Source organism: Proteus vulgaris (genome assembly GCF_011045815.1).
GTDB classification, from domain to species: domain Bacteria; phylum Pseudomonadota; class Gammaproteobacteria; order Enterobacterales; family Enterobacteriaceae; genus Proteus; species Proteus vulgaris_B.
On the sequence record NZ_CP047344.1, the window covers coordinates 2,684,248 to 2,711,208 of the forward strand.

Sequence of the window (26,961 nt, forward strand, 5' to 3'; positions counted from 1 at the left end):
ATAATCCTCAGAATATATATCAACATAAATCATTATGATGATTAACCCTCAAAAAACAAGCGCCGATGCAGAACACACTAGCATCGACGCTTTATAAGGGCATTATATTACCGAAAAACTAACCTTCGTTATAGATTTCCAAGTTTTCTATTTCATTTTGATCACGAATTTTATGCTCATCATCACGACGAAGATTTTCTAAATAATCTAGATAATCTTGGTCGATATCTTTCGTTATATAAACACCATCAAATACAGAACATTCAAACTGACTAATATCAGGATTTTCTTCTTGTACGGCGGCAATTAAATCAGAGAGATCTTGGAAGATAAGACCATCAGCACCAATTAATTTACGAATTTCATCCACTTCACGTCCATGGGCTATAAGCTCATTAGCATTTGGCATATCAATACCATACACATTAGGGAAGCGAACTTCTGGTGCTGCTGAAGCAAAATAGACTTTCTTCGCCCCTGCTTCTCTTGCTAACTCGACGATTTGCTCTGATGTTGTGCCACGAACAATAGAGTCATCAATCAATAAAACGTTTTTATCACGAAACTCTGCACGATTTGCATTCAATTTACGTCTTACTGACTTACGACGTTCTTGTTGGCCGGGCATAATAAAAGTACGCCCCACATAGCGATTTTTTACAAAGCCTTGGCGATACGGCTTATTAAGAATATGAGCGATCTCTAATGCGATATCACAAGAAGTTTCAGGAATAGGAATGACGACATCAATCTGTAAATCTTCCCACTCTTTCGCAATTTTAGCGCCTAATTTTTGCCCCATACGCAAACGCGCGTTGTAAACAGAAATTTTATCAATAAAGGAATCTGGGCGAGCAAAATAAACATACTCAAATAGACAAGGCATTAATTGTGGATTTTCAGCACATTGGCGGGTAAAGAGTTGTCCTTGTTCTGTGATATAAACCGCTTCACCAGGTGCAACATCACGCAAGAATTCAAAACCTAAAGTATCTAATGCAACGCTTTCAGATGCGACCATATATTCATGACGACCATCTTCTAATGTACGTTTACCGAGCACTAAAGGACGAATACCAAAGGGATCACGGAAAGCTAATAAACCATGACCGATAATCAACGCAACGCAAGCATAAGCACCACGTAACTTTTTATGCATTGCGGCGACTGCAGCAAAAATATTATCAGGCTCTAGAGGGAAATGGTCAAAACGGTCTAATTCATATGCCAATACATTAAGCAAGATTTCAGAATCAGAAGTGGTATTAATATGGCGACGCGCTGTTTCAAATAATTGGCGACGTAATAAATGCGCATTGGTTAAATTACCATTATGTGCCAACGTAATACCAAAAGGTGAATTCACATAAAAAGGCTGCGCTTCTGATGCACTAGAACTACCCGCTGTTGGATAACGGACATGCCCTATCCCGATAGTACCTTTTAAACGCAACATATGACGGGTTTCAAACACATCTTTAACCAGTCCGTTAGCTTTGCGAAGACGGAAACCATTGTTACCGTCTATTGTTGCAATGCCAGCTGCATCTTGACCTCGGTGTTGTAACACCGTTAACGCATCATAAATTGATTGGTTTACTGGATTCGCTCCAGCGATACCGACAATACCGCACATGAATAGATCCTCATCAGCCAGACGGAGAGGTTATATTCTCTCCGACACGAAACTTGACGCATTTTGTAGGTAGTCAAAGAACCACCTAATAATATGGTTGAATTGAGGAATAAGTTCAGAACGTTGCCAATCAGCGCTATCTGCCATAGGCGTAAATGCCCCTAAAACAAACAATAATGCTGACACGATCAGCACGCCTCTTAATGCCCCGAAACAGACCCCCAAAACTCGATCTGTACCTGATAACCCTGTGCGTTGAACAAGAGAGCTAATCACATAGTTCACAACAGCACCAACAATCAGTGTCGCAATAAACAAGGTGACTATTGCAATCCCGTTACGAACCAGCTCATCTTCAAACCGGGTAAAATAGACGGCAAGATAAGGATAAAACTGACTAGCAACAAAGAAACCACAACCCCAGGTGATGAGTGACAATGCTTCACGAACAAAGCCACGGATCAGGCTGACTAATGCGGAAAAACCAATAATGGCAATGATGGCGTAATCTATCCAGACCATAAATTCTTTATCCAATAATGATGCTCCGCATTAATACGGAAGCATTCTAACAGAAAACGAAAACGTTTGCGTAATGCTAATTTTCGCTAATTTCAAAATAATTTACGGCGATATGAAAAATCATAATCGCCGCAATAAGTTAACGCTTTGTTACATCACTCATCTGATGACTCGTTTAAAAAAATTAAGGCTTATATGCCCTTACCTCACCTTGTAAGCCTGTAAGCTCATTTAAATGAGGCAAAATAGCCTGTAACTCTGACTTAGATGCACTTGGCCCGATGTAAATTCGAGTCATTTGACCAGCAACAGGGCGCGCAGGTACGGTATATACCGGGTAACCTGAGAAATGCATTTTCGCAATAATTTCTTCTACCTTCGCCGCATTTTTTAATGCACCTAATTGAACAACCCAAGCTTCACCTTTTGGTGGTTTGGTTTCTTGCACTGGTGGTGCTGGTGGTTGTACAGGTGGCGTGACCACTGGTGGTACAGGTGTTGGCTGTACTGGTGGCGTAACAGGAACAACGGTTGGCGGTTGTGGTGGTGTTGCCGTAGATTGTTCAACACCAGTGACTGCTTCAGAAAGCATTGCTTCAGAAGCACCTTCTGATGGTGTTGAAGGCGTTGTTGTTTGCTCTATTGGCGCGATAGATTCAATTTCTTGTTCATCACCCGGCTTTGGTACTAAAGGAATAGCGGCAAATTGGTCTTCATTATATTTCTTATCGCCGTCAAGCAACGCAGGTAAAAAAATAACCCCTACAGCCACTAATACCACGGCTCCGACTAAGCGATTTTGAAATTTACTCGCCACCCACACTCTCCTTTTCCAATAGTTCCATCACATGTGCGACTGTATGAAATGAGCCACAAACCACGACGATATCATTAGGATTAGCATCGGACATAGCTTGTTTCCATGCTGTTTCTACACTCTCAAATACCGATGGGTTTTCAAGATGTTGAGCAAGCACATCTGCTGAAGCGCCACGAAATTCATTAAGTGGAGCTACATACCAACTATCCGTCAATGGCATTAAGCACGCTAATGTTCCTGCAATATCTTTATCGCCCAGCATACCAACAACAATACGCACTTTGGTATCAGACTTACGCGGTAATTGTGATAATTTTTCAGCTAAATATCCTGCCGCATGGGGATTATGAGCCACATCAAAGATAACCAGAGGATGTTGTGAAATTACCTGAAAACGCCCCGGTAATTGTGCACGAGACATGCCTTCAATAATACTTTGATGTGTGATTGCTTGACTAACGTTATCATCAGATTTGAGCAAGCAACGAATAACACCCATCGCGGTTGCCGCATTAGCTAACGGAATATTAGGGATTGGCAACGCATCAAATTCACAATCAGCACAATGCCAATGCCAATGATTGCCATCGATAGCAAAAGACCAATCAGCACCTCGGCAAAAGAGCGTAGCGTGTTTTTCATCAGCCACTTGAGCGATGGATTGTGGCATATCAGGCTCACCGACCACCGCATAATGATTAGCGCGAAAAATACCCGCTTTTTCGTGACCAATATGCTCTCTATCTGCACCTAACCAATCTGTATGATCAAGTGCGATACTGGTGATCGCGGCAATATCAGCATCAACGATATTCGTGGCATCTAATCGCCCCCCTAATCCCACTTCAAGGATCACAACATCAAGCTGTGCTTGCTGAAATAATTTCAGTGCTGCAAGTGTGCCATATTCAAAAAAAGTGAGCGATATATCACCTCTAGCTTGTTCAATCTCAGCAAATACTTCACAAAAAGCACCTTCAGAAAGTTCTTTGCCTTGAATACGTACACGTTCTGTGTAGCGAACAAGATGAGGAGAGCTATAAACGCCGACTTTCAATCCTGATGCCATCAAGATTGACTCTAGCATATGACAGGTTGTGCCTTTTCCATTTGTACCTGAAACAGTAATGACTTTAGGTGCAGGGCGTAACACATTTAATATTTTTCCTACCTTGCCTACACGTTCTAACCCCATATCAATGGCGCTTGAATGTAAGTGTTCAAGATAAGAAAGCCACACCGACAGAGGCGATGTGGCTTTAGGAGCAGTTATGATATTAGACATCTTCTTTTTTATTCGTTTCGATGTTAATTTCTGGCTCGTTATCAGTAGATTCGATTTCATCAGCAATCATTTCTTCGCCAATAATTTCATCTTCATCTTCGACTAAATCATATTGAGTCAGCTTAGCCAGTAATTCAGCCAGCTCATCACGCATTTCTGGACGACGAACAATCATATCAATCGCCCCTTTTTCTAACAAAAACTCACTACGTTGGAAACCTGCTGGCAGTTTCTCACGTACAGTTTGCTCAATAACGCGAGGGCCTGCAAAACCAATCAGTGCTTTAGGCTCCGCAACGTTAATATCACCTAACATAGCTAAACTTGCAGAAACACCGCCCATTGTAGGATCAGTCATCACTGAGATATAAGGCAAACCACGTTCTTGCATTTTTGCTAATGCGGCACTGGTTTTTGCCATTTGCATTAATGACATCAGCGCTTCTTGCATACGCGCACCGCCACTTGCAGAGAAGCAAACCAGAGGGCAATTATCTTCTAGTGCTTGTTCAACTGCTCGAACAAAACGCGCACCGACAACAGATGCCATTGAACCGCCCATAAACGCAAATTCAAAAGAAGCAGCAACAACTGGCATCTTTTTCAGAGTGCCTTTCATGACGATTAATGCATCTTTTTCTTGGGTTTGCTTTTGAGCAGCGCTAATTCTGTCTTTATATTTTTTGGAGTCGCGGAATTTTAGAATATCTTTAGGTTCTAATTCACTACCTAATTCTGTGGTACTTCCTGTATCAAGGAAAGTCTCAAGGCGACGGCGCGCTGAAATGCGCATATGGTGATCACATTTAGGGCAAACCTCTAAATTACGCTCTAATTCTGCGCGATAGAGTACCTGTCCACAGCTATCACATTTAGTCCAAACCCCTTCTGGGATATTGGCTTTACGTGAACTTGTGATAGTGCTTTTATTTAGAATTTTTTCAATCCAGCTCATTAACGGACCTTTTCGTCTGAATCTGACCTTCGCCAGTAATATTATTGTGAGCGTATCAACCACAATGCACTGGCTGTGTGGTTAGCAAAGTTTATGATGATACCGCTTACTGAATTTCAGCGCATCTCTTTATTATGGCTATTCTACGGCAAAAACTAATGATAACTGCTCAAACCTCTTTGCTATCATTTTCTTTCTTCGCTTTTGCGCTCGCTCTGCGATGGCGTATGATCTCAATGACGCCCGGTAAAATAGAAATAACAATAATGGCAACAATTAGCAATTTTAAGTTCTTTTGAACTATATCTAAGTCACCAAAAAAGTATCCCGCATAAGTAAATAGCAGTACCCATGCAATTGCCCCAGTAACATTATAAAAGGCAAAATGACGATATGACATTTTCCCCATTCCTGCAACGAATGGCGCAAAAGTTCGGATAATCGGCACGAATCTTGCCAAAATAATCGCTTTACCACCATGTTTTTCATAAAAAGCATGGGTTTTATCCAGATATTCACGACGGAAAATACGTGAATTAGGCTTACTAAATAGCTTTTCGCCAAAAAGTCGCCCTATAGAATAATTCACTGCATCACCTAAAATCGCGGCACAAAGCAACAGTAAAACAATAATATGGACATTCACATCATTGGTATCTAAAGAAGCTAAAGCACCAGCAACAAACAACAATGAATCACCAGGTAAAAATGGTGTTACCACCAGCCCCGTTTCACAAAAAACAATCAGAAACAAAATGGCGTAGACCCATGTACCATATTGCGCGACAAGCTCTGCTAAATGCGCATCAATATGCAAAATAAAATCAATTAGAAATTTTATCAAATCAACAAATTGCGTTAATATTTCCATAAATCCTCAGAAAACTGGGTGTTTTTATGATTGAGATATCTCAATAGGGTTATCCGCTAAAAATAGTGGGCCCATTGCAGGTTTTGGTAATTCAAAATGCTCAGGATAATCCACTGCCACTAAATACAAACCATTTGCTTTAGCTGTTGCTGCGGCTTTGGTTCTGTCTTTTAGGGCTAATAATTCAGCCATCCAAGTAATATCCTGATTGCCACACCCTATTTCTAAAAGGCTACCGACAATATTTCGCACCATATGGTGTACAAAAGCATTTGCTTTAATATCCACCACAACATAATCACCATATCGAGAAACGTTAACATGCATAACGTTACGCCATGGCGTTCGTGATTGACATTGAACCGCTCTAAAAGAGGTAAAATCATTTTCACCCAGTAAACATTGCGCTGCTTGGTGCATACGCCCAGCATCTAAAGGATAATGAAAATGCGTCACACCAGATGATAATATAGCGGGACGGTAGCGATGATTAAAAATCACATAACGATAACGTCTTGCCGTTGCACTAAAACGTGCATGGAAATCATCAGAAACCGTTTTTACCCAACGCACAGCGATATCCGCAGGTAAATGGGTATTAACACCCATAGTCCATGCGGGATCTTTACGGTGTGCGGTTGTTTCAAAGTGGACAACTTGCCCCGTTGCATGAACTCCAGCATCTGTTCTTCCGGCACAAAAAACTGATATGGGTTCATTAGCCACTTGTGAAAGCGCTTTTTCTAACCGTTCTTGTACACTGCGCACTTCATTTTGACGTTGCCAGCCATAATAACGGCTACCATCATACTCAATGCCTAACGCAATTTTGATTGTTGTGCTTTCAGAAATAACCGTTGACTCAGTCAAGGGTTGTTCTGTTACTTCAGCACTCACTGGCGCATTCATTAGTAAAACTGCTCCTGCATTAATTGCTCTGCTACTTCAACAGCCATTAATGCTCCACCAAAGCGCACATTATCTGCTACTGACCAAAATTGTAAGGCTTCTGGCATACCATAATCATTACGGAAGCAACCTAAATTTAGGCTCACATTCCCCGAAGCATCGGTCACTTGTGTTGGAAAATCATTTTCATCACTGATACTCAAATCTTCATTTTCTTGCAATGTTTCACGCGCTTCATCGCTGCCCATTGGGCGTGATGTTTCTAATTGTACTGATTGCGCATTACCATAGAAAACTGGAGCCTGTAATGTTGTGACTGAAATTGGAAGGCCTTCGTCTTGTAAGATTTTACGAATTTGGTCAACCATGCGACGCTCTTCTTCTACTGAGCCTTCGTCATCAACCATAAGAGGTAGAATATTAAAGGCCAGTTGCTTATTAAAGCGGCCTAATTCAGGTGGAACACCATTGAGCAAACGCGCACTTTGTCCAGCAAGTTCATCAACCGCTTGTTTTCCCAAACGGGAGACAGACATTAAATTGGTCACGCTAAGACGAGATAAACCAGCGGCTTCTGTTAATGGATTAATTGCACGTAACAATTGGCTTACCATGCTGTCAGCAATAGAAACGATATTACGGGTGCGGTATTCTGCAAGCATTGAGCTATTCACACCAGGGACAATCAGTGGTACATCCCAATCCATGGCAAATACACCACTACAATCAATGACGATACAGCCTGAGTCTGCTGCTTGCTGTGCATATTGCGCACTAATTTCTGTCGAGGCCGCAAAGAAAGCTAATTGAATATCTGCCCATTCGATATTGTGAATACCTTGAACTGCAACACTTTTACTGTTTACACGCACAGATTTTCCAATGCTGTCTTCACTCGCAATTGCCGTCAGTTCACCAATGGGAAATTCACGCTCTTGCAACAGCTCTAAAATAGCTTCACCAACAGCACCTGTTGCACCAACAACAGCAATATTCCAACCTTCTCCCATAAAATATCCTCCAATACCATAAAATTTTTAAAATAATGTTGTGCTTTATTTATGTGCAGCACTTTTATATGTAGCACTAAAGCCAATTGCATTTAATGTGTTAGCCGTGGTTTGATTATCACAAATTACATGCAGTGAAGACCACTCACGACGCACAGGATAAAATTTGCGTAATTTATCAAACTCGCCTTTTATTCCTGCCACTTTTCGTAACGGGGCATCATCACGACGCACATCATAAACAAGATGAATAAGTTGTTTTAAAAGTGTTTGTGTTAACTCACCTTGTACTGAAATGGTAGAAATAGTAGGGGCAGGTAATAGTGTTGATAACTCAACTTTTTGAGGTCGCCCAATAAAATCACAATAAGCTTCAAATACTTGAGTTGTACCGCGCGCCTTACCTTCTAAGGTATAACCTGCAATATGAGGTGTGCCAATATCAACCTTATTAAGTAATTCAATGGAAAGATCGGGTTCAGGCTCCCAAACATCTAATATAACGCGTAGTGCTTTACCTTTTTCAAGTGCTGATAATAATGCTTGATTATCAACTACTTCACCACGGCTTGCATTAATTAAAATACGCCCTTCTGGTAATTTTTCGAGGTTACTCTCATTTATTAAATGATAGCTTTTATAAGGACCCGATTTATTGAGAGGTGTATGGAAAGTCAGAATGTCCGCTTTTTCTAATAGTGTTTCCAATGAATGGAATTCTTCATTATCACCGTTATCTGCTCTAGGTGGATCGCAAAGTAATACATTTACGCCCAATGCACGTAAACGTGTAGCTAACCGCCCACCGACATTGCCCACACCCACAATACCAACAACTTTATCAGTTAATTGAAAGCCATCTTGCTCTGCTAGCATCATCAGTGCAGAAAATACATATTCTACAACAGCAATAGCATTACAACCTGGCGCTGATGAAAAGCCAATTTTTTGTTGTTCTAACCATGCAATATCCACATGATCAAAACCGGCCGTTGCCGTTCCAACAAATCTCACTGGCTTGCCTGATAATAAGGATTCATTGACTTTAGTAATCGATCTCACCATTAAGGCATCAGAATCATTAAGTTCATCAATAGGTAAAGGACGACCAGAAACCGCTTTTACCTCACCTAATTGGCGGAAAAGCTGTTCCGCATAAGGCATGTTTTCATCAACCAGAATTTTCACTGTGTTATCTCACTGATTTGGTATTTATGTGTGTAAACAATCAATCGAAAAATAAATTTAAGCGACCTATTTTGCCACTTATTAACAACAAAGCCTATTATTGACAGTAAAATCTGCCTAGATTTTAAGTAAATATATGAAAAGAAGACTTAGCAATTGGGTAATCTGCGAAAACGTTCTGGTGTTGTGCCAGCAAATTGTTGAAACATCGCAATAAATGAAGACGAAGAGCTATATCCCACATCAAATGCAATTTCATTCACACTTTTTCCTTGTTCTAATAAAGAAATTGCATGTAAAAAACGTAAGCGCTTACGCCATTCACTAAAAGACATGCCAAGCTCTTGTTGGCAACGACGAGAGAGTGTTCTCTCTGAGGTATAACGTTTTTTAGCCCATTCTTCTAACGAAGTATTATCAGCCGGATTCTGCTCTAGTGCAGAAAGTATTGGAGCAAGTAATTTATCTTTAGACGAAGGTAAGTAAGTATGATGGATCGGCGAAGCTTTAAGTTGATCTATCAACACTTGTGCTAAGCGAAAATCTTCTTCTGTTTGTGGTTTACAGACACCACGATGAAAAAAATCAGAAAATATAGTTGAAAAAATAGCACTTAATTGAATTAAACACGGCTTATCTAACAAACCTTCACACCAACTTGGTGCAATATCTAGTACCTTAAAAGAGAGTGTCTTTTTGTTATAACTGGCATGCCCTACATTTTTAGGTATCCACACACTAAATTCAGGGGGTGCTAAAAATCGCTGTCCTCCAGCTTCTAAATCCATGACACCTGAAATCACATAAAGCAACTGACCAAAGTCATGTTGATGATAAATAAACTCGGTTTCAGCTAATAGTTGCTCATCACGAAATCGTACTGTATCTGGATCAGACAATAACCATTGCATTTTTTGTTGTTCAATTGTCATCTTTATGTTGTTCTCTTGTCATGTTGTCTTTATTGGCCTATCTGTTGTCTGGTTTTCATTATATATATCTAATCAGACAGGCTTACAATAGCGACCTGGTTTAAAAATAGATGTGAGAACAATGAAAAACGCAATTTTTCCGCTTTTAGCGGTTCTGATCTGGTCCATTAATGCCGTCGTCAATAAAGCAGCTGCGTCTGTTATCGATCCTGCGGCTATCTCTTTTTATCGTTGGTTTCTCGCCTTTTTAATTATGACGCCTTTTTTGATCATGCCTGTTTGGCACCATCGTAAAACCGTCAAACAATATTGGTGGAAATTATTTATCCTTGGTGCATTAGGAATGGTGATGTACCAGAGTTTGGCTTATTATGCTGCACATTATGTTAGCGCCACCTTTATGGGTATCTTGAACTCACTGATCCCATTACTAACTGTCATTATCAGTATTTTTGTTTTACGCGTTGTGCCTACTATTGGAATAGTGCTTGGTACTGTGCTTTCAATTAGTGGTTTAGTCTGGCTAATTAGTCGTGGAGAACCTTCTCAGTTACTTTCTCAAGGATTGGGATATGGCGAGCTAATGATGTTTATTGCTTCGGCATCTTACGCGCTTTATGGCGTTTTAACAAAACGGTGGTCTATCGCACTACCTAATTGGCAATCACTTTATGTTCAAATTGGGTTTGGTGTTCTGTTATTATTACCAAACTTCTTTCTTGCCGAAAGCGTGGCATTAACGAAAGACAATATTGGATTAGTGATTTTCGCGGGTATTGGCGCTTCTATTCTTGCACCTTACCTGTGGATCTTAGGTGTGATGAAATTAGGTGCGAATACAACCTCTATTTTTATGAACCTAATGCCATTATTTACAGCAATGATTGCGATCGCACTTCTTGGTGAAGAAATGCATAGTTATCATTTAGTGGGTGGTGGTATTGTGTTATTAGGTGTGCTCTTAGTGCAACAACTTAGAACACCACTAAATTTCCGACGTCAGTCTGCGACGAAAAAAGCAGATTGTCATCAGGAGATGTGAGTCAATGTCAAAAAGACAACAATAAAAAAATGCCGGCTAAATTCTTAGCCGGTCACATTCATGATGTTAGATTTAATAAATAAAACTGACATTAAGAAATCAAAGTATAAAATATAAAGTAATACAAGTATCCGAGGCAAACATTACCAACTTTTATATTAAATAGCTTCTACTTATTTGTAATAAAATAATCCAGATCAATTTTTTACAGCTCTTTTTGTCCTATTAGTCCTTTCTATTAACCTAACTCCATATAAAACAAAACATTTAATAATTTTAGTTACAATTAAATTAAACGATTGAAATAAAACATGATTAATTTTATTTAATCATTAAAAACAACAATTTACAAAAAAACCGTCTCTTTTATTAGAATAATAAAATAAGTAACTATTAGGACAGGTATTTTTAAAGATTATTTATATAATCTTTTTTAAATAGTTCTTATTCGAAAAATATCTTTATTAGAATAATAATTTATTTTACCTTGTGAATTTAAAATAAAAAGGCAGACTCCATTAAAATGAAGCCTGCCTTTTTTAACAAGAAAATATAAGTATAACTAACTAGTTTTTATATTTACTCATTACTAATGAAGCATTAGTACCACCAAAACCAAAGCTATTTGACATTACAGTGTTCAACTTTTGTTCTGTTGGCTGAGTAATGATATTCATACCCAGTGCTTTATCATCTAATTCTTCAATATTAATGCTTGGCGCAATAAAATCATGTTCTAACATCAACAAGCTATAAATTGCCTCATGTACACCAGCCGCACCTAATGAGTGGCCGGTCATCGCTTTAGTAGCTGAAATAGCTGGTGTATGTGTACCAAATACTTCAGTGATAGCTTCCAGTTCTTTTAAATCACCTACTGGCGTTGAAGTGCCATGTGTATTGATATAATCAACTTTCTCAACATCTTGCATTGCCATTTGCATACAACGTACAGCACCTTCACCAGAAGGAGCAACCATATCTGCGCCATCGGAAGTCGCGCCATAGCCTACAACTTCAGCATAAATATGTGCCCCACGCGCTAATGCGTGCTCTAACTCTTCAACAACCACAATACCGCCGCCGCCAGCGATAACAAAACCATCACGGTTTTTATCGTAAGTACGGGAAGCTTTACTTGGTGTCTCGTTATATTTCGTTGAAAGTGCACCCATTGCGTCAAATTCGCAGGTCATTTCCCAACTTAATTCTTCACCACCACCAGCAAATACAACGTCTTGTTTGCCTAATTGGATAAGTTCAACGGCATGGCCAATACAGTGTGCTGATGTTGAACAAGCAGAACTGATTGAATAGTTAACGCCTTTAATTTTAAAAGGTGTTGCTAAACACGCTGAAACACCTGATGCCATTGCACGAGTCACCATATAAGGACCTACGCCACGTAGACCTTTTGCTCTCATGCCATCAGAACCTTGAACCTGATTACGTGGAGAACCACCACCAGACCCTACGACTAAACCTGAACGAATATTAGAAACTTGGTCTTCACTCAGACCTGAATCTGCTATTGCTTCTTGCATAGATAAATAGGCATAAACCGATGCGTCGCTCATAAAACGGCGGATTTTACGGTCAATAAGACCTTCAGTATCAAGCTTAACATTGCCCCAAATGTGGCTACGAAGCCCCATCTCTTTAAATTCTTCTGAGAAAGTTATCCCGGAACGGCCTTCCTTTAAAGAATCCAGCACTTCTTTCTGGTTATTACCAATGCTCGAAACAATACCCAGACCCGTGATCACTGCGCGCTTCATTCATACCTCTTTACAATAATAGTTGTAGCTGCGGGATTTCTGAGTAGCACTCTAGCGTACAGTTGTACGCTGAACAAGTCCGATCAGGATCTTTTTTACAAAAATGCAGATAAGCTGATAAAACACTTTCCTCTTAAAGGCTGGTGCAACCTAGCTAACAGCGCTAAGATATTAGACAATATCTTAGAGAAATACAGGCAGTTCCGTGAATAATAGCCCAATAAATACCGCATCTTTAAGTTGGAATGAACTTGGTACGCCTATCTCAGAACAATTTGGCGATATTTACTTTTCAAACCAAGATGGCCTAGAGGAAACACGACACGTATTCTTACAGGGAAATCATTTTCCATTACGTTTTGGTACACATGTACGCTCTGAATGTGTTATTGCAGAAACAGGGTTTGGCACTGGGCTGAATTTTTTAACACTGTGGCAAGCATTTGAGCAATTTAGGCAAGCATCACCCAACGCATGTTTAAAGCGCCTTCACTATGTTAGCTTTGAAAAGTTCCCTCTCAAAAAAAATGATTTACAATCCGCACATTACCATTGGCCTGAACTTGAAAAATATTCAAAAGCACTTTGTTCTCAATGGCCATTACCCATTGCTGGTTGCCACCGTATTATTCTCGCAGATGGAGCAATTACACTAGATTTATGGTTTGGTGATATCAACACATTGTTACCACAAACTCGCCAAGCACTACACAATAAAGTAGATGCATGGTTTCTCGATGGCTTTGCCCCTTCTAAAAATCCACAAATGTGGAGTGAAACACTTTTTCAATCCATGGCTGATTCAATGAGAGAAAATGGTACATTTTCGACATTTACTGCTGCGGGTATTGTCAAGCGAGGCTTGCAAAGTGTTGGGTTTGAGATAAAAAAAATCAAAGGGTTTGGGCAAAAAAGAGAGATGCTAACAGGTGTATTCCCTCATCCTCCCTCTCCCGAACATCTACCTTATTATGCACGACCTCATGCAACACAAGCACAAGATATCGCTATTATAGGCGGTGGTATTGCTAGCACCTTTATCGCGCTTTCTTGCTTAAGAAGAGGTGCTAAAGTCACCTTATATTGTGAAGATAAACAGCCCGCAACAAATGCATCAGGTAATCGACAAGGTGTTTTATATCCTTTGTTAAATGGTAAGTCAGACGAAATAGAGCAATTTTTTACAACCGCATTCTTATTTGCTCGACGTACCTATGACAATCTAAGCCAAGCTGGCATTATGTTTTCTCACCAATGGTCTGGTGTTGCTCAACTTATTTATAATGATAAAGTGCGAAAAAAAGCAGAGCGAATAATTAATCATTCTGCATTTTTTCACGAAATAGCTTGTTACCTTTCTCAAGATGAAATAAATGCCCAGTGTGGATTAGATATGAATTACGAAGGGCTTTTTTATCCGCAATCTGGCTGGCTCTCTCCCACTGAATTAACGACTCAAACACTAAAACATGCTCAACAACTGGGTTTAATACTGCATTTTAATCATCAAGTTACGCAGATAATGCGACACGGTTCATCTTGGTGCTTAGATATCGTTCATCATAACGATGATCATGTGACACAAATTCAATCACAACATGATTGCGTGATTTTGGCAAATGGACATCGAATTACCGACTTTACTCAAAGTGCAAAACTACCTGTTAGTGCGGTCAGAGGCCAAGTTAGTCATATTCCAACAACAAAGACACTATCAAAATTAAAAACAGTGCTTTGTTATGATGGCTATTTTACGCCTGTTGATAATCAAGATAACTTACATTGTGTTGGTGCAAGCTTTCGCCGAGATAGGTTAGACTTTACGATTTCCCGTGAGGAGCAAGAAGACAATCAATATCATCTTACGCACTGTCTAGCTAAAACTCCTTGGTGCTTTGATGTCGATTTTAGCCAAAACAATGCGCGAGTGGGGATTCGTTGTACAATACGCGATCATCTACCGCTATTAGGTGAAGTACCTGACTTTGAAAAGCTGCTAGTAGCATACACTCATTTAGATAGGTTTAAGCGTAGAAGACAAACGCCCGTTTTAGCACCCGCTTATCATCAGCTTTATATCATCAGTGCATTAGGCTCTCGTGGATTATGTTCAGCACCATTATCAGCTGAAATTCTCGCAAGCCAAATTTTTGATGAACCATTCCCAGTTGAAGATAGCGTGTTGAATGCCTTACACCCTAATCGTTTTTGGGTAAGACCTTTACTACGTGGAAAAGCGATTGAAGTTAAAAAGTAGTATATCCAATTGGCGTATAAGCAACCACTTTAGGTTGCTTAGCTTATTTTTTAACGTTGTATTTTTAATGTTACAACCTAATAAATCTTACACCTCATTGCACAGCGAGTTTCCTTCACAAAGCCCCCTATTTCGACTTCATCGTCTAAGATTTTTTGCAAAGAGTGCGGAACTTCGTTTTCTGGCAAAATAGAAAAACCTAAGCGTTGATAATACGGTGCATTCCAAGGAACATGACGAAACGTTGTCAATGTAACGGTACTGAATTGGCGCGCCTTTGCTTCGTCTTTGACTTTTTGAATAAGTAATTTACCAATTCCGTTATTTTGCCAATCTTGACTGACAGAGAGTTCATGAATAAATAAACTATCAGGCAATGTTTGCGTCATAATAAATCCCACAGGTTCATTGTCGTGATTTACCGCAAGCCAATGCCCATGTTGGTTAATAAATTCTAAATGTGTTTCAATCCCTTGGACATCACTTTCGCTGATCCACTTTAAGTCTTTTAATGTGCTAAAAAGTTGCCCTGCAGATTGCTCAATCATCGGTAATTTAATGGCATCATCAATTTGTGTTTGGCGAAGTGTAATACCATTATTTTTTATTTTATTTTGTGTGATTGTCATATCTATTTCCAGTTCTGTACTTTGATAGTTAAACTCATTAAAAAGCCATCCTATTGGATGGCTTACATAATAATTGATGCTTTGGATATCTTATTGTTTAGGCAAAATACCGTAAGATTGGAACTTTCCACTCTCTTCAATGAAGCGATTGTAGTATTTATTATCTTCTACTGAATCTTTCACTACTCTATTCGCATACGCGCTAGAAACAGCCAGTGTTGCATTATGAAGTTTATCTTTTAATACACGGTGGATCTTCGGATCTTCACTTTCCTGAATTTGATTTAAAAGCAACACAAGCTCTTCTGCTTCAGCTTGAATATCAGGATCAGTAAATTCTGCTATCGGTAGCATGTAATCTAAATTGAGATTCACTGAATCGTTATACTCATCTTCTTGTGTAAATGGATTTAAATCTTTAGCGTACTCAGCAGAAATATATTTAATAAATTCTGGTTTATCAAAACACTTATTTTTTATGCCACCGTCATTATTTTTATTACGTGTACGAATTTCATTAGGAAATGGCTCTCCTAGAGGGTAAGTACATTGAAAGGTATTACCATCAATTAATGTAGCATTAGTGCTACGTACGGGGAGTTCAAACTCATAACCATTAATAATCAGTGGGTAGTCAACTGTTTTAAATTGGTCTGTTTTCCCTTTCACTGCATACACTTCAGAAAGAGTGTAGTACATGAAATTATCAGGGTTTAATATGCCACCATTATTGTTGTCATAAACCATAAAAAGGGCATTATTGCCCGCACTGTCTTTCAAGTTATGTTCACCAGGCGACAATGTAATATAGCCATTTTTACCAGGTTCAACCTGATATTCTTTACCATCAACACTAAAGCTGATCATATTTTCGCTTGGATTACTGTAATAAAATTTATTTTTTTTATTATCTAAATCAATTTGATCACAAGCAGATAAAAATAAAAAGGCACTCGTAAGTAAGCTTATTTTAAAGAAATTTTTCATCGTATCGTTATCCTTATCATAAATATTCTATGCAAATCATTTGCATCCCGAGAAACATTCCTAAAAAACATTTAAAAGTAATTTTACAGAAATGGCAAGGTGTTACAAAAGATAGCACTATTATGCTTAATCAATGAGAGATACATCGACTTTGAAAAATCAAATAAATACAATTGATAAATAGTAAGGATTAATTTTTGACTAAACACTCACCTTTTTCAACAGCAAATATCTTAAATATGACTTAAGTGTCATTATTTTAATGAGATTTTAAGAAAGAAAAAACAACCGATTGTACCGGTTGTTCTCTTAGGTAGGCATATAAAATTAATTAATTGAATTAACTAAATCATGCCACGTAGATAATACTAATGCTTGATCAGGTGGCGATAGCTCACCTGCTTTTATTGCCTTTTGAATGCTCTCTTCCACACGCGCTCTTAGCGCTTCTAATTGTGTGTTGTTTTCTTGCTCAAGCTCAGCAATAGCCAGTGTTATATGGCCTTGTAAATATCCACCAGCAAATAACTCATCGTCAGTAGCATGTTCAACACGGCTATCAATTCTATCTAACAAGTACGTTTCATACTCAGAAAGCATTATTTATCCTCAATATATAATGTTGCTGCATTCAACATCTGCACTGCCTTATCAACGCAGGAAAATATATGATACAGCAACCTTACTACATCAGACTCCACCCTATCGGGTAAAACCTTCACAGTGGATAAGCGATAGTTATTCTCGCAATCCTTAATTAACTAAAGGGTTTTCCTGATAAGGAAACATCTCTTCCGTTAGCTCTGGGGTATTGTAAAACAAATGTAACGCATTAATAAATAGCTGAGCACGAGGTGGCGTGTTTTTATCTCGTAAATAAGCAAGCACTTGTTCTCTGACCTTGTTTCTAAACTCATAGCGATCAGGCTCAAAGTTACCTTCTAGATTGTCACAACTGACATTAAAAGGATAACCCGCAGCTTGGCAAAATAACCAATCCAGTGCTTGAGGTTTAATCTCTACCACCTCAAACTGCCCTTGCGTCGTTTCGTCGCGTCCATCTGGACAATACCAGTAACCATAATCAACTTGTTGACGACGAGCCGCGCCAGCAATACACCAGTGTGAAATTTCATGTAATGCACTCGCATAAAAGCCATGAGCAAAAATGATTTGGTGATAAGGTGTCTCTTCATTTGCTGGCAAATAAATCGGCTCATCATCCCCTTTGACTAAACGGGTTTGAAAACTTTCGCTAAAACATTGATTAAAAATATCAATTAACTGTTGATAATGATGTGCTGACATTTAAAAAACCATTTATTCCTAATTAAAAAGTGCAGAGAACCAAAGTGCAATAGTATCGCCATGATTGTCATTAATGAGTTTGATACTCATCAAGAAGGAGATAATGACCAGCATAGGCCTTATTAATTTTTGCCCTTTCGTTAAAACCAAGCCTGCACCTAAGCGAGCACCAATAAATTGCCCACAAAGCATAACTAAACCAAGAGTCCAAATAACTTGCCCACCAATAATAAAAAATAATAGGGACCCAAAATTAGAGGTGAAATTGAGTAACTTTGCATGAGCCGTCGCTTTTGAGAGATTATACCCAAGTAACATGACATAACCTAAAGCGAAAAAAGAACCTGTACCAGGCCCAAAAATACCATCATAAAAACCCACGCCTCCGCCTAATATTGCGCCAAATGTATAGTAACCAATACGTTGTTTACTATCTTGGGCACCAATTGACGGAGTAAGAAGAAAATAGAGACCAATAGCAATAGTGAGAATAGGAAGCGCTTGTTTAAGAACCTCAGGGTTAATGAATTGCACCAACATAGCGCCAGAAACAGCACCAATAAAGGTCATTAAAATCGCAAATCGTTGGGATTTTAAATCAATAACCCGGCGACGTATAAAATAGAGTGTTGCAGAAAATGAACCACCAACAGATTGCAGTTTATTGGTTGCAAGCGCTTGTACTGGTGAAATACCGACCGAAAGTAAAGCCGGAATAGTAATTAAACCTCCACCACCAGCAATTGAATCTATAAAACCCGCAATTAAAGCAACAAAGAAGAGAAGAAGGTAGATGCCATCTGAAAAGAGCCAATCCATTTATCTATCCGAATTATCAGAAATGAAAGGACGCGTTGCTGTTTCTTTCGTTTATTTATTTTCAAGAGAGTAACAGCAACACGGTCTGAGCATAATAAAATTAGGCGCTCACACCTTTAAAGCTAACATCAAACTTACTACAGCTTATCAACAACGTTATTGATGTAGAATGATTACCATTGCATTAAAGGTGGTACAACATCACCGCACTGACCACGCTGGCGCAATGCATGATCGAGTAATACAATCGCCATCATCGCTTCTGCGATTGGAATAGCGCGTATTCCCACACAAGGATCATGACGCCCCTTAGTTATCATATCGACTTCCTCACCGTCACGATTAATTGTTTTGCCTGCAATCGTGATACTAGAGGTCGGTTTTAATGCGATATGGGCAATAATTGGCTGACCACTGCTAATTCCACCTAAAATCCCACCGGCATGATTACTGGTAAAACCATCCTTAGTGATTTCATCTCGGTTCTCTGTACCTTTTAAGGTTACAACACCAAAACCATCACCAATTTCAATACCCTTAACGGCATTAATACTCATCAATGCATGTGCTAAATCAGCATCTAATCGATCAAAGACAGGTTCACCAAATCCAGCAGGTACACCTTGTGCAACAACGGTGACTTTTGCACCAATGGAATTGCCTTCTTTTTTAAGTGCGCGCATATATTCATCAAGTGCATCTAAACGCGAAGGATCAGGACAAAAAAATGGATTACTTTCGACAATAGACCAATCAACAAGATCACACGTAATTGGCCCTAATTGAGATAGGTAACCTCGAACTTCGATACCCAATTTCTCTTTTAGGTATTTTTTTGCAATTGCACCTGCGGCAACGCGCATTGCTGTCTCACGAGCAGAAGATCGTCCACCACCACGATAATCACGTAAGCCATATTTTTGCTCATAGGTATAATCCGCATGACCAGGGCGAAAAACATCTTTGATTTCACTGTAATCTTGAGAGCGTTGGTCGGTGTTTTCAATCAATAAACCGATGCTAGTTCCTGTTGTAACACCATTAAATACACCCGATAAAATACGGACTTGATCAGGCTCACGACGTTGTGTGGTATAGCGTGAAGTTCCGGGTCTACGTCTATCTAAATCAACTTGTAAATCGGCTTCTGTTAAAGGTAATCCAGGAGGCACACCATCAACAATACAACCTAATGCAACACCATGAGACTCACCGAAAGTCGTCACTCTGAATAATTGTCCGATACTGTTTCCTGCCATCCCTTTATTCCTATCTTTTACTGTGTGATGTTATCAATATGTTATTTGCAATAAATAACAATCTACCGTCTCATTGCTGTTACATCAACGATTATCAGTAGGACGTGTTGATCTTTTCTGCTTATTTTTACAGCAAGAGAAGCATGTAAAGCAACCTGTTCAAAGATGATGGTCATTGATTGATATTAACAATGACCATCAAAGATCAATTCGCCCTACAAAAACGATCCGAATATTCAACGAGCTGTTCGCGAGTCAGCATAAAGACACCAAGCCCACCATTATCAAACTCAAGCCATGTAAACGGAACGTCTGGGAATTGTTCGATAAGATGAACCATACTGTTTCCCACTTCACACACAAGAACACCTTTTTTACTTAAATATTCAGGGGCTTTTAGTAAAATTTGGCGTGTAATATCAAGACCATCAATACCTGATGCCAATGCTAATTCTGGTTCAACTTGGTATTCATCTGGTAAATCGCCCATATCCTCAACATCAACATAAGGCGGATTTGTCACAATAATATCGTAAGGCGTTGGAACAATAGCGTTAAATAAATCAGATTGCATAGGGTAAACACGATGAGCTAGGCCGTGGTTTTCAATATTAAATTCTGCCACTTCCAGAGCATCTACAGAAATATCAACTGCATCCACTTCTGCATCTTCAAATTCATGCGCACATGCAATGGCGATACAACCACTTCCGGTACATAAATCAAGAATACGTGTTGGTTCTTGCTGGATTAAACCATCAAAGTGGTTATTGATTAATTCACCAATAGGAGAACGAGGAATAAGCACACGTTCATCAACATAAAATTCATGACCGCAGAACCAAGCACGATGAGTTAAATAAGGAACAGGGATCTTTTCCTCAATTCGACTTTCAATCAGTGTAATGATTTCCATTTTTTCAGAGGTTGTTAATTTTGTTGATAACAGCGCATCTGGAATATCTAAAGGAAGTGCAATAGTTGGTAATACAAGCTGTAATGCTTCATCCCATGCGTTATCTGTGCCATGACCATAATAAATGTCAGATGAATTAAACTGACTCATAGCCCAACGAAGCATATCTAGGATAGTGCTTAAATCAGCAACTGCTTCCTCTTTTAGTGTTATATCCAAAATGGTTGTCCTCTGAAGAAATAGAAAGTCTGTAGTTTGCCATGAAGATGGTGATAAATCAGCGGGAAACGGTAAAAAAACATAACAACGTTATCAGTACGGCTTATACCAACACACTTATTATGGTTTTATACTTCAGTCATAGGATAAAAAGCAAAATATACGAACAGCTTAAAATTAAAATTTAGTGCTTTATACTTTTAATTTAAGTTTCATTAGCAAGAATGCAAAACCAAGCCATACTTAATACATGAAAGAATTAACTGTATACCAATATGCGCCTAAAGATGTTTTTTCATTCAATATGCAGTCACTTGATAACAAATACATAATTTTTGAAGACTTTTTTTGATATCTTTTTATTGTAGTTTTACTACAACCGTAAGATATATAAAAGTTTATGTTCTACAGATGTTCTGTAATCACCTCGTATTTGCTAGCTATGTGACTATTTCGGCAGGGTAAATACCCTGCCTTTTTTTATGCCAAATTTATAACCTATACTTTTTTATCTCTGACACTATTTCATGTACTATTACCTTATAAAAACAGTAACACTATGAAGAATCATAAAAAATGAATAAAAAATTTTCACTGCCATCTTCTGAAATTGAGTTATTTCAGGAAATGATAAAAGGCACAAAGAAATTACCTCAAGATAAAATACTTCACTCGCCAAAACGTAAAAAAGTAACACACTACGCTGTTGAACGTTTGCAACAAGAGCAAGTTGATGCTTCATATTATTTTTCTGATGAATTTCAACCTAATTTAGCAACAGAAGGCCCAATGCGCTACTTAAGAGAAGGCGCAAATGCTTATGAATTGAAAAAACTACGTCGTGGCGATTATGTTCCTGAGTTTTTTCTCGATTTACATGGTTTAACACAATTAATTGCCAAACAAGAGATTGGTGCTTTGATTGCAGCCTGTAGGCGAGAGCACGTTTACTGTGCCTGTATTATGCATGGACATGGCAAACATATTTTAAAACAACAAACACCACTTTGGTTAGCACAGCATCCAGATGTCATTGCGTTTCATCAAGCGTCAAAAGAATGGGGTGGTGATGCAGCGTTATTAGTATTAGTCGAAAATGATGATATTGCCCGCCGTTGACGTATCAGTTATCCCAATTATTAACCCTTAAATCACCCGAATGGTGAAATAAGGCGTTAATTATTTTTATTGGACTAAATTATTTTAATGTTGAGGGTGAGACTTGCCATACCAACTCCCCAACACCTTTTGACAAATCAAAATCAACACAAGCTATCGTCGATGTTGAAAACATAGGCGCACACACTGCAGGGCACAATTCAGCCACAACATAGCCGACTAAAGGCAAATGGGATATAACCAAAATATTTTGATATCCCGTATCCCCTAGCGCACGTAAATAATGAGCAATATGTGACGGATTACCACCAGGAATAAGCCCTTCATCGGTTTCTACTTTGCTTGGTAGCGCTAAATCTGTTTTTACAGCCTCTAATGTTTGTTGAGCTCGTAAATAAGGGCTAACTAAAACATAATCGATTGTATGTCCTTGCGTTGTCATCCATTCAGCCATTTTTATTGATTCACTTCTTCCACGCTCAGTCAGTGGTCGTAGTGCGTCGCTTGCAGCATCAAGCGCTGCTTCTCCGTGGCGCATAATAAAAATTTGCATAGTAAATTATTAAACCTATTTTATTTTTTGTAATTACTGACATTAACGTTTTTAAGATAGTTAATCTAATCAAGATAAAATTAATATATTCTTATATCAAATCGCCAATGTCCTAATTGCAATTACATAATTCATCTATTTAAAATCATGCCATTATTTTACAAATTTAATGTCATTTTTCAGGATTTTATTTTAAGAAACTTCATTTTTAAATTTATTTTCAAATAACTATATTGCCATATCTGGCTATCATTAACACTTTCGACCTTTTTTTCCATTAAAAATTCATCAATTATTAATCTGACGCAAAAAGTACAAGAAAAAAGGCGCCTAAGCGCCTCAATCGAAACAAGTATCACAAAAGGAAAATGCAATGGTATAGAGGTTTAATTAGTCATAAAAACGTTCATTTCGTTTAGCCATTTCAACTAGCCGTTCACAAGGACGATATTTTTCGCCATATTTATCAGCAAGTTGATTAAGTTTTTCTGCTACTTTTGTCGTTCCCATGCTATCCATATAACGGAAAGGCCCACCAAAGAAAGGAGGGAAACCAATACCAAAAACAGCACCAATGTCACCATCACGCGGTTGTTTTATAATATTTTCATCTAAGCAACGAACTGCTTCATTTAGCATCAATAATAAACAACGTTCTGTGATTTCAGATGAAGATAATTGGCTTTTGGGTTTAATTTGTAAAAGACGATAAATAGTGGGATCGGGCTGTTTTTTATTTTTTCCAAATGAAAAAGGCAGAACATGTTTTGTATAAAGGTAAAAACCTCTGCCATTTTTACGCCCTTTTCTATCATCAGCAATAATGGCATCAACAGCAGGTGGAGAAGCAAATCGTTCACCAAATGCATTCACTAATATTGGTGTTATTTTTGTACCAATATCAATACCAACTTCATCTAATAACTGAATAGGCCCTACAGGAAAACCAAACTGAACGAGTGCTTTATCAATATTTTCAATTGGCTCACCTTGTACTAAACATGTCAATGCTTCGCTAATATAAGGAGCAAGAATACGATTAACATAGAACCCGGGTTTATCACCTACAACTATCGCGACCTTACCTTGTTTTTTAGCAAAAGCCACCGTTGTTGCAATAGTTTTTTCGTTAGTATTTTCATGCGGAATAACTTCAACTAATGGCATTTTTTCTACAGGGCTAAAATAGTGAAGGCCGATCACTTTTTCTGGATATTTCGCTGTTTCTGCAATTTCATGAATAGGTAATGAAGAGGTGTTAGATGCAAAAATAATTTTACCTTTACCCACATCTTCAATATCTGCCACCATTTTCTGTTTTAAAGCAAGATCTTCAAAAACTGCTTCAACAATAATGTTGGATTGATGAAAACCGCTGTAATCCAATGAACCTGAAAGTAAGCTCATTTGGCGTTGGCGTTCACGTACAGATAATCTTTTTTTACTGACCTTGGTCGAAAGCGCTTTCCAACTATAATTTAAGGCTTGAGCAATTCCCTTATCACTAATATCTTTGATCCTTACAGGTAAATTACCCTTTGTGGCAGTAACAAAAGCTATACCGCCCCCCATTAATCCCCCACCTAAAACACCGATGTGATGCAAACTATCTGGTTTTTCAGATGATCCTGTCTCATTTTTAAGTGCTGTAGAAGCAAAAAAGAGGTGCCTTAACGACGATGAAACAGGTGTCATAGCTAACTCACCAAAAGCATTCGCCTCTTCTTTAAACCCTGTTTGAAGATCTTTTTCAAGTCCACGTTCTATTACATGTAAAATACGTTCAACTGCAGGATATTGCCCTTTTGTCTTAGCTAATGCGCGTTTTTTCGCTTGCCCAAAAAGTATATTCCTCCCTAATGTGGTATTTGCCCAGAAACGATCCATGATTGAATGCTTTTTCTGCTCTTTTTTACCTGACAAAATCCATTTTGCTGCAACATCTAATAAAATATCTTGCGAAACAACATCATTAACAAGACCTAATTTCAACGCTCGTTTAGCATTAATTTGTCTACCCGTTAAAATTAAATCTAACGCCGACGTTACACCAATAAGACGAGGCAAACGCTGAGTTCCTCCTGAGCCAGGCAATAACCCAAGTTGCACTTCAGGAAGTCCTAAACGTGTTTTGTTATTGTCAGAACAAATTCGTCCGTGACAGGCCAATGCTAATTCAAGCCCTCCCCCAAGGCATGCGCCATTTATAGCAGCCACAACAGGTAATGGGTAATTTTCAAGTTGCGTAAAAAGATCCTGCCCTGCTTTTGCTAATGCACTCGCTTCTTCTTTGGTTTTACAACCCGCAATCATCGAGATATCAGCGCCAGCAATAAAACTATCTGCCTTGCCTGATGTAATAATTAATCCTTTTACACCAGAATGTTGTTGCGCTTGTTTCAAAACATCTTGGAACTGCTGCACAAATTCAGCTTTTAAGGTATTCACTTTTTCGCCGATAACATCAATGGTTATTACGCCGACTTTATCGTTACGAACTGAAAATTGGAAAACGGAAGATTTTTCTAGTGTTGTTTGTTGTTGTTCCATTATTCCACCTCCAAAATCATCGCTGCACCTAATCCACCTGCCGCACATGCGGTCGTTAACCCAAATCCACCACCTCGGCGTTTAAGCTCATGGAGCGTCTGTGTCACCATTCTTGCACCAGTCGCTGCAAACGGGTGTCCATAAGCAATAGATCCCCCTAGCACATTAAATTTATCCATATCCACTTCTCCAATTGCCTTGGATAACCCTAATTGCTCTTTAGCAAATCGTTCACTCTCAAATAACATCAAATTACTCAATGTTTGTGCGGAAAAAGCTTCATGCATATCAATTAATGTTAGATCACTCAAAGAGAGACCTGCCCGAGAAAGTGCAAGTGGGGTAGCATATGAAGGCCCTAATAACATATCTTTCCAGACATCTGTTGCAGTAAATGCATAGCTACGTAGATAACCAAGCGGTTGATAACCTAAGCTTTTTGCAACTGACTCTTTCATCATTAATACTGCAGCTGCGCCGTCCGTTAATGGCGTACTGTTTGCAGCAGTCACACTACCATGACGACGATCAAAAGCAGGTTTTAACTTGGCGTAAGAATCAAGAACAGAGTTTTTACGAATATTGTTATCTTGATGGAAACCTTCTTTGTAAGGCGGGAAAAAAGCGGTCATCACTTCATTATCTAGTTTTCCCATTTCCCATGCTTTAGTTGCTAATTGATGAGAACGATGCGCTAATTCATCTTGAGCAACTCTGGAAATATGATAAGTCTTTGCCATTTGCTCAGCGGTATCTCCCATACGTAACCCAGTTGAATACTCAGCCACAGCAGGAGCAACAGGGAGAAGATCACGAAACCGTAATTGACTTAAATAACTTAAACGCTGGCCTAATGATTTTGCTTTATTAAGACTTAGCAACACATCTGCTAATTTTTTACTGACACCAATTGGTAAAACAGATGATGAATCTGCACCACCAGCAATACCGACAGAAACATGCCCTGCCATCATGCTTTCAGCAACATTTGCAATTGCTTGAAAGCTCGTTGCACATGCTCTTGTAACGCTGTAGGCGTCTGTTTTTACACTTAAGCCAGCGCCGAGCACAATTTCTCTGGCAATATTCGGAGCTTCTGGCATTTGAACCACTTGTCCGAAAACAAGTTGATCGATAATTTCGGGAGGAATTTCATTGCGAGTCACTAATTCTTGAACCACTGAACGCCCTAATTCAACCGCAGGTATTCCTCGATACGCAGTCGCTTGTTTAGCAAAAGGTAAGCGTAGCCCGCTGACAATGGCGATGCGATCTTTCATAGCACTGTTCGTTGATGACTTCATAACGGCTCCTGACAAAATGAGTTCCTAACACCAAAGAGGTCTGACCTGACAATAGTGTTAACAAAAATTTCACCTACCAGAAACATCATTTTA

The 26,961-nt window shown here is 38.8% G+C and carries 24 protein-coding genes; 3 read left to right on the top strand and 21 right to left on the bottom strand.

Annotation, left to right across the window (positions count from 1 at the left end):
• Positions 1–118 precede the first annotated feature (118 nt).
• The 10 genes from purF to GTH24_RS12805 all read right to left on the bottom strand — a co-directional run bounded on the left by purF (position 119) and on the right by GTH24_RS12805 (position 10,128).
• Entirely contained in the window at positions 119–1,636 is a 1,518-nt protein-coding gene (gene purF, locus GTH24_RS12760; RefSeq protein ID WP_072068629.1) for an amidophosphoribosyltransferase, read from the bottom strand.
• Between the two features lie 30 nt (positions 1,637–1,666).
• Positions 1,667–2,158, bottom strand: coding sequence for a colicin V production protein (gene cvpA / locus GTH24_RS12765; protein WP_023581692.1), 492 nt, complete (start codon positions 2,156–2,158; stop codon positions 1,667–1,669).
• Between the two features lie 184 nt (positions 2,159–2,342).
• The gene (dedD, locus tag GTH24_RS12770; RefSeq protein WP_072068630.1) at positions 2,343–2,975 is read right to left on the bottom strand and encodes a cell division protein DedD; all 633 of its coding nucleotides are present in this window, start codon (positions 2,973–2,975) and stop codon (positions 2,343–2,345) included.
• Positions 2,965–4,263 carry a bifunctional tetrahydrofolate synthase/dihydrofolate synthase gene (gene folC / locus GTH24_RS12775; RefSeq protein WP_164526482.1) on the bottom strand — a complete coding sequence of 433 codons (1,299 nt, stop codon included), beginning with the start codon at positions 4,261–4,263 and terminating at the stop codon, positions 2,965–2,967. The genes dedD and folC overlap by 11 nt, the downstream gene beginning before the upstream one ends.
• Positions 4,256–5,218 (bottom strand): acetyl-CoA carboxylase, carboxyltransferase subunit beta, encoded by a 963-nt coding sequence (gene accD, locus GTH24_RS12780; protein WP_072068632.1) that lies wholly within the window; start codon positions 5,216–5,218, stop codon positions 4,256–4,258. Before accD ends, folC begins: the two co-directional genes overlap by 8 nt.
• 169 nt (positions 5,219–5,387) lie before the next feature.
• Positions 5,388–6,089: a DedA family protein gene (locus tag GTH24_RS12785; protein WP_072068633.1), complete on the bottom strand. Its 702-nt coding sequence runs from the start codon at positions 6,087–6,089 to the stop codon at positions 5,388–5,390.
• Positions 6,090–6,113: 24 nt separating this feature from the next.
• Entirely contained in the window at positions 6,114–6,998 is an 885-nt protein-coding gene (gene truA, locus GTH24_RS12790; RefSeq protein WP_115350038.1) for a tRNA pseudouridine(38-40) synthase TruA, read from the bottom strand.
• Complete coding sequence (locus GTH24_RS12795) at positions 6,998–8,008, bottom strand: aspartate-semialdehyde dehydrogenase (RefSeq protein ID WP_072068635.1); 1,011 nt, start codon at positions 8,006–8,008, stop codon at positions 6,998–7,000. The genes truA and GTH24_RS12795 overlap by 1 nt, the downstream gene beginning before the upstream one ends.
• Before the next feature lie 45 nt (positions 8,009–8,053).
• Entirely contained in the window at positions 8,054–9,196 is a 1,143-nt protein-coding gene (gene pdxB / locus GTH24_RS12800; RefSeq protein ID WP_164526483.1) for a 4-phosphoerythronate dehydrogenase PdxB, read from the bottom strand.
• Between the two features lie 149 nt (positions 9,197–9,345).
• The gene (locus GTH24_RS12805; RefSeq protein ID WP_072068636.1) at positions 9,346–10,128 is read right to left on the bottom strand and encodes an AraC family transcriptional regulator; all 783 of its coding nucleotides are present in this window, start codon (positions 10,126–10,128) and stop codon (positions 9,346–9,348) included.
• A 121-nt stretch (positions 10,129–10,249) separates the two neighbouring features.
• On the opposite strand from GTH24_RS12805, the gene GTH24_RS12810 reads away from it, so the two are divergent.
• On the top strand, positions 10,250–11,170 hold the full coding sequence (locus GTH24_RS12810) for a DMT family transporter (RefSeq protein ID WP_072068637.1): 921 nt from the start codon (positions 10,250–10,252) through the stop codon (positions 11,168–11,170).
• A 566-nt stretch (positions 11,171–11,736) separates the two neighbouring features.
• Here GTH24_RS12810 and fabB read toward each other — a convergent pair.
• Positions 11,737–12,948, bottom strand: a complete 1,212-nt coding sequence (fabB, locus tag GTH24_RS12815) for a beta-ketoacyl-ACP synthase I (RefSeq protein ID WP_072068638.1) — start codon at positions 12,946–12,948, stop codon at positions 11,737–11,739.
• Positions 12,949–13,153: 205 nt separating this feature from the next.
• Here fabB and mnmC point away from each other — a divergent pair, with 205 nt between their 5' ends.
• The gene (gene mnmC, locus GTH24_RS12820; RefSeq protein ID WP_164526484.1) at positions 13,154–15,205 is read left to right on the top strand and encodes a bifunctional tRNA (5-methylaminomethyl-2-thiouridine)(34)-methyltransferase MnmD/FAD-dependent 5-carboxymethylaminomethyl-2-thiouridine(34) oxidoreductase MnmC; all 2,052 of its coding nucleotides are present in this window, start codon (positions 13,154–13,156) and stop codon (positions 15,203–15,205) included.
• A 77-nt stretch (positions 15,206–15,282) separates the two neighbouring features.
• Here mnmC and GTH24_RS12825 read toward each other — a convergent pair whose 3' ends face one another.
• The 7 genes from GTH24_RS12825 to prmB all read right to left on the bottom strand — a co-directional run bounded on the left by GTH24_RS12825 (position 15,283) and on the right by prmB (position 21,288).
• Positions 15,283–15,834 carry a GNAT family N-acetyltransferase gene (locus tag GTH24_RS12825; protein WP_072068640.1) on the bottom strand — a complete coding sequence of 184 codons (552 nt, stop codon included), beginning with the start codon at positions 15,832–15,834 and terminating at the stop codon, positions 15,283–15,285.
• A 90-nt stretch (positions 15,835–15,924) separates the two neighbouring features.
• Positions 15,925–16,821, bottom strand: a complete 897-nt coding sequence (locus GTH24_RS12830; protein ID WP_072068641.1) for a hypothetical protein — start codon at positions 16,819–16,821, stop codon at positions 15,925–15,927.
• Between the two features lie 327 nt (positions 16,822–17,148).
• Positions 17,149–17,421: a YfcL family protein gene (locus GTH24_RS12835; RefSeq protein ID WP_072068642.1), complete on the bottom strand. Its 273-nt coding sequence runs from the start codon at positions 17,419–17,421 to the stop codon at positions 17,149–17,151.
• Between the two features lie 153 nt (positions 17,422–17,574).
• Positions 17,575–18,129 (bottom strand): elongation factor P hydroxylase, encoded by a 555-nt coding sequence (locus GTH24_RS12840; protein WP_072068643.1) that lies wholly within the window; start codon positions 18,127–18,129, stop codon positions 17,575–17,577.
• An 18-nt stretch (positions 18,130–18,147) separates the two neighbouring features.
• Positions 18,148–18,948, bottom strand: coding sequence for a sulfite exporter TauE/SafE family protein (locus tag GTH24_RS12845; RefSeq protein WP_072068644.1), 801 nt, complete (start codon positions 18,946–18,948; stop codon positions 18,148–18,150).
• Positions 18,949–19,121: 173 nt separating this feature from the next.
• Complete coding sequence (gene aroC, locus GTH24_RS12850) at positions 19,122–20,207, bottom strand: chorismate synthase (RefSeq protein WP_072068645.1); 1,086 nt, start codon at positions 20,205–20,207, stop codon at positions 19,122–19,124.
• Positions 20,208–20,412: 205 nt separating this feature from the next.
• Positions 20,413–21,288 carry a 50S ribosomal protein L3 N(5)-glutamine methyltransferase gene (gene prmB, locus GTH24_RS12855; RefSeq protein ID WP_241254088.1) on the bottom strand — a complete coding sequence of 292 codons (876 nt, stop codon included), beginning with the start codon at positions 21,286–21,288 and terminating at the stop codon, positions 20,413–20,415.
• 630 nt (positions 21,289–21,918) lie between these two features.
• Here prmB and smrB point away from each other — a divergent pair.
• Positions 21,919–22,461 carry an endonuclease SmrB gene (gene smrB, locus GTH24_RS12860; RefSeq protein ID WP_072068647.1) on the top strand — a complete coding sequence of 181 codons (543 nt, stop codon included), beginning with the start codon at positions 21,919–21,921 and terminating at the stop codon, positions 22,459–22,461.
• 79 nt (positions 22,462–22,540) lie between these two features.
• On the opposite strand, the gene sixA is transcribed toward smrB, so the two are convergent.
• From sixA to fadI, 3 genes are all read right to left on the bottom strand, one after another.
• Positions 22,541–23,014: a phosphohistidine phosphatase SixA gene (gene sixA / locus GTH24_RS12865; protein WP_072068648.1), complete on the bottom strand. Its 474-nt coding sequence runs from the start codon at positions 23,012–23,014 to the stop codon at positions 22,541–22,543.
• Positions 23,015–23,404: 390 nt separating this feature from the next.
• Positions 23,405–25,564, bottom strand: coding sequence for a fatty acid oxidation complex subunit alpha FadJ (gene fadJ / locus GTH24_RS12870; protein WP_072068649.1), 2,160 nt, complete (start codon positions 25,562–25,564; stop codon positions 23,405–23,407).
• Positions 25,564–26,868 (bottom strand): acetyl-CoA C-acyltransferase FadI, encoded by a 1,305-nt coding sequence (gene fadI / locus GTH24_RS12875; protein ID WP_072068650.1) that lies wholly within the window; start codon positions 26,866–26,868, stop codon positions 25,564–25,566. The genes fadJ and fadI overlap by 1 nt, the downstream gene beginning before the upstream one ends.
• Positions 26,869–26,961 lie beyond the last annotated feature (93 nt).

Excerpts from the sequence above, each read along its gene's own strand:
- purF (WP_072068629.1), bottom strand. The coding sequence starts at position 1,636 with ATGTGCGGTATTGTCGGTATCGCTGGAGCGAATCCAGTAAACCAATCA.
- cvpA (WP_023581692.1), bottom strand. The coding sequence starts at position 2,158 with ATGGTCTGGATAGATTACGCCATCATTGCCATTATTGGTTTTTCCGCA.
- folC (WP_164526482.1), bottom strand. The coding sequence starts at position 4,263 with ATGTCTAATATCATAACTGCTCCTAAAGCCACATCGCCTCTGTCGGTG.
- accD (WP_072068632.1), bottom strand. The coding sequence starts at position 5,218 with ATGAGCTGGATTGAAAAAATTCTAAATAAAAGCACTATCACAAGTTCA.
- GTH24_RS12785 (WP_072068633.1), bottom strand. The coding sequence starts at position 6,089 with ATGGAAATATTAACGCAATTTGTTGATTTGATAAAATTTCTAATTGAT.
- truA (WP_115350038.1), bottom strand. The coding sequence starts at position 6,998 with ATGAATGCGCCAGTGAGTGCTGAAGTAACAGAACAACCCTTGACTGAG.
- GTH24_RS12795 (WP_072068635.1), bottom strand. The coding sequence starts at position 8,008 with ATGGGAGAAGGTTGGAATATTGCTGTTGTTGGTGCAACAGGTGCTGTT.
- GTH24_RS12805 (WP_072068636.1), bottom strand. The coding sequence starts at position 10,128 with ATGACAATTGAACAACAAAAAATGCAATGGTTATTGTCTGATCCAGAT.
- GTH24_RS12810 (WP_072068637.1), top strand. The coding sequence starts at position 10,250 with ATGAAAAACGCAATTTTTCCGCTTTTAGCGGTTCTGATCTGGTCCATT.
- fabB (WP_072068638.1), bottom strand. The coding sequence starts at position 12,948 with ATGAAGCGCGCAGTGATCACGGGTCTGGGTATTGTTTCGAGCATTGGT.
- GTH24_RS12825 (WP_072068640.1), bottom strand. The coding sequence starts at position 15,834 with ATGACAATCACACAAAATAAAATAAAAAATAATGGTATTACACTTCGC.
- GTH24_RS12830 (WP_072068641.1), bottom strand. The coding sequence starts at position 16,821 with ATGAAAAATTTCTTTAAAATAAGCTTACTTACGAGTGCCTTTTTATTT.
- GTH24_RS12835 (WP_072068642.1), bottom strand. The coding sequence starts at position 17,421 with ATGCTTTCTGAGTATGAAACGTACTTGTTAGATAGAATTGATAGCCGT.
- GTH24_RS12840 (WP_072068643.1), bottom strand. The coding sequence starts at position 18,129 with ATGTCAGCACATCATTATCAACAGTTAATTGATATTTTTAATCAATGT.
- GTH24_RS12845 (WP_072068644.1), bottom strand. The coding sequence starts at position 18,948 with ATGGATTGGCTCTTTTCAGATGGCATCTACCTTCTTCTCTTCTTTGTT.
- aroC (WP_072068645.1), bottom strand. The coding sequence starts at position 20,207 with ATGGCAGGAAACAGTATCGGACAATTATTCAGAGTGACGACTTTCGGT.
- prmB (WP_241254088.1), bottom strand. The coding sequence starts at position 21,288 with ATGCTTCGTTGGGCTATGAGTCAGTTTAATTCATCTGACATTTATTAT.
- smrB (WP_072068647.1), top strand. The coding sequence starts at position 21,919 with ATGAATAAAAAATTTTCACTGCCATCTTCTGAAATTGAGTTATTTCAG.
- sixA (WP_072068648.1), bottom strand. The coding sequence starts at position 23,014 with ATGCAAATTTTTATTATGCGCCACGGAGAAGCAGCGCTTGATGCTGCA.
- fadJ (WP_072068649.1), bottom strand. The coding sequence starts at position 25,564 with ATGGAACAACAACAAACAACACTAGAAAAATCTTCCGTTTTCCAATTT.
- fadI (WP_072068650.1), bottom strand. The coding sequence starts at position 26,868 with ATGAAGTCATCAACGAACAGTGCTATGAAAGATCGCATCGCCATTGTC.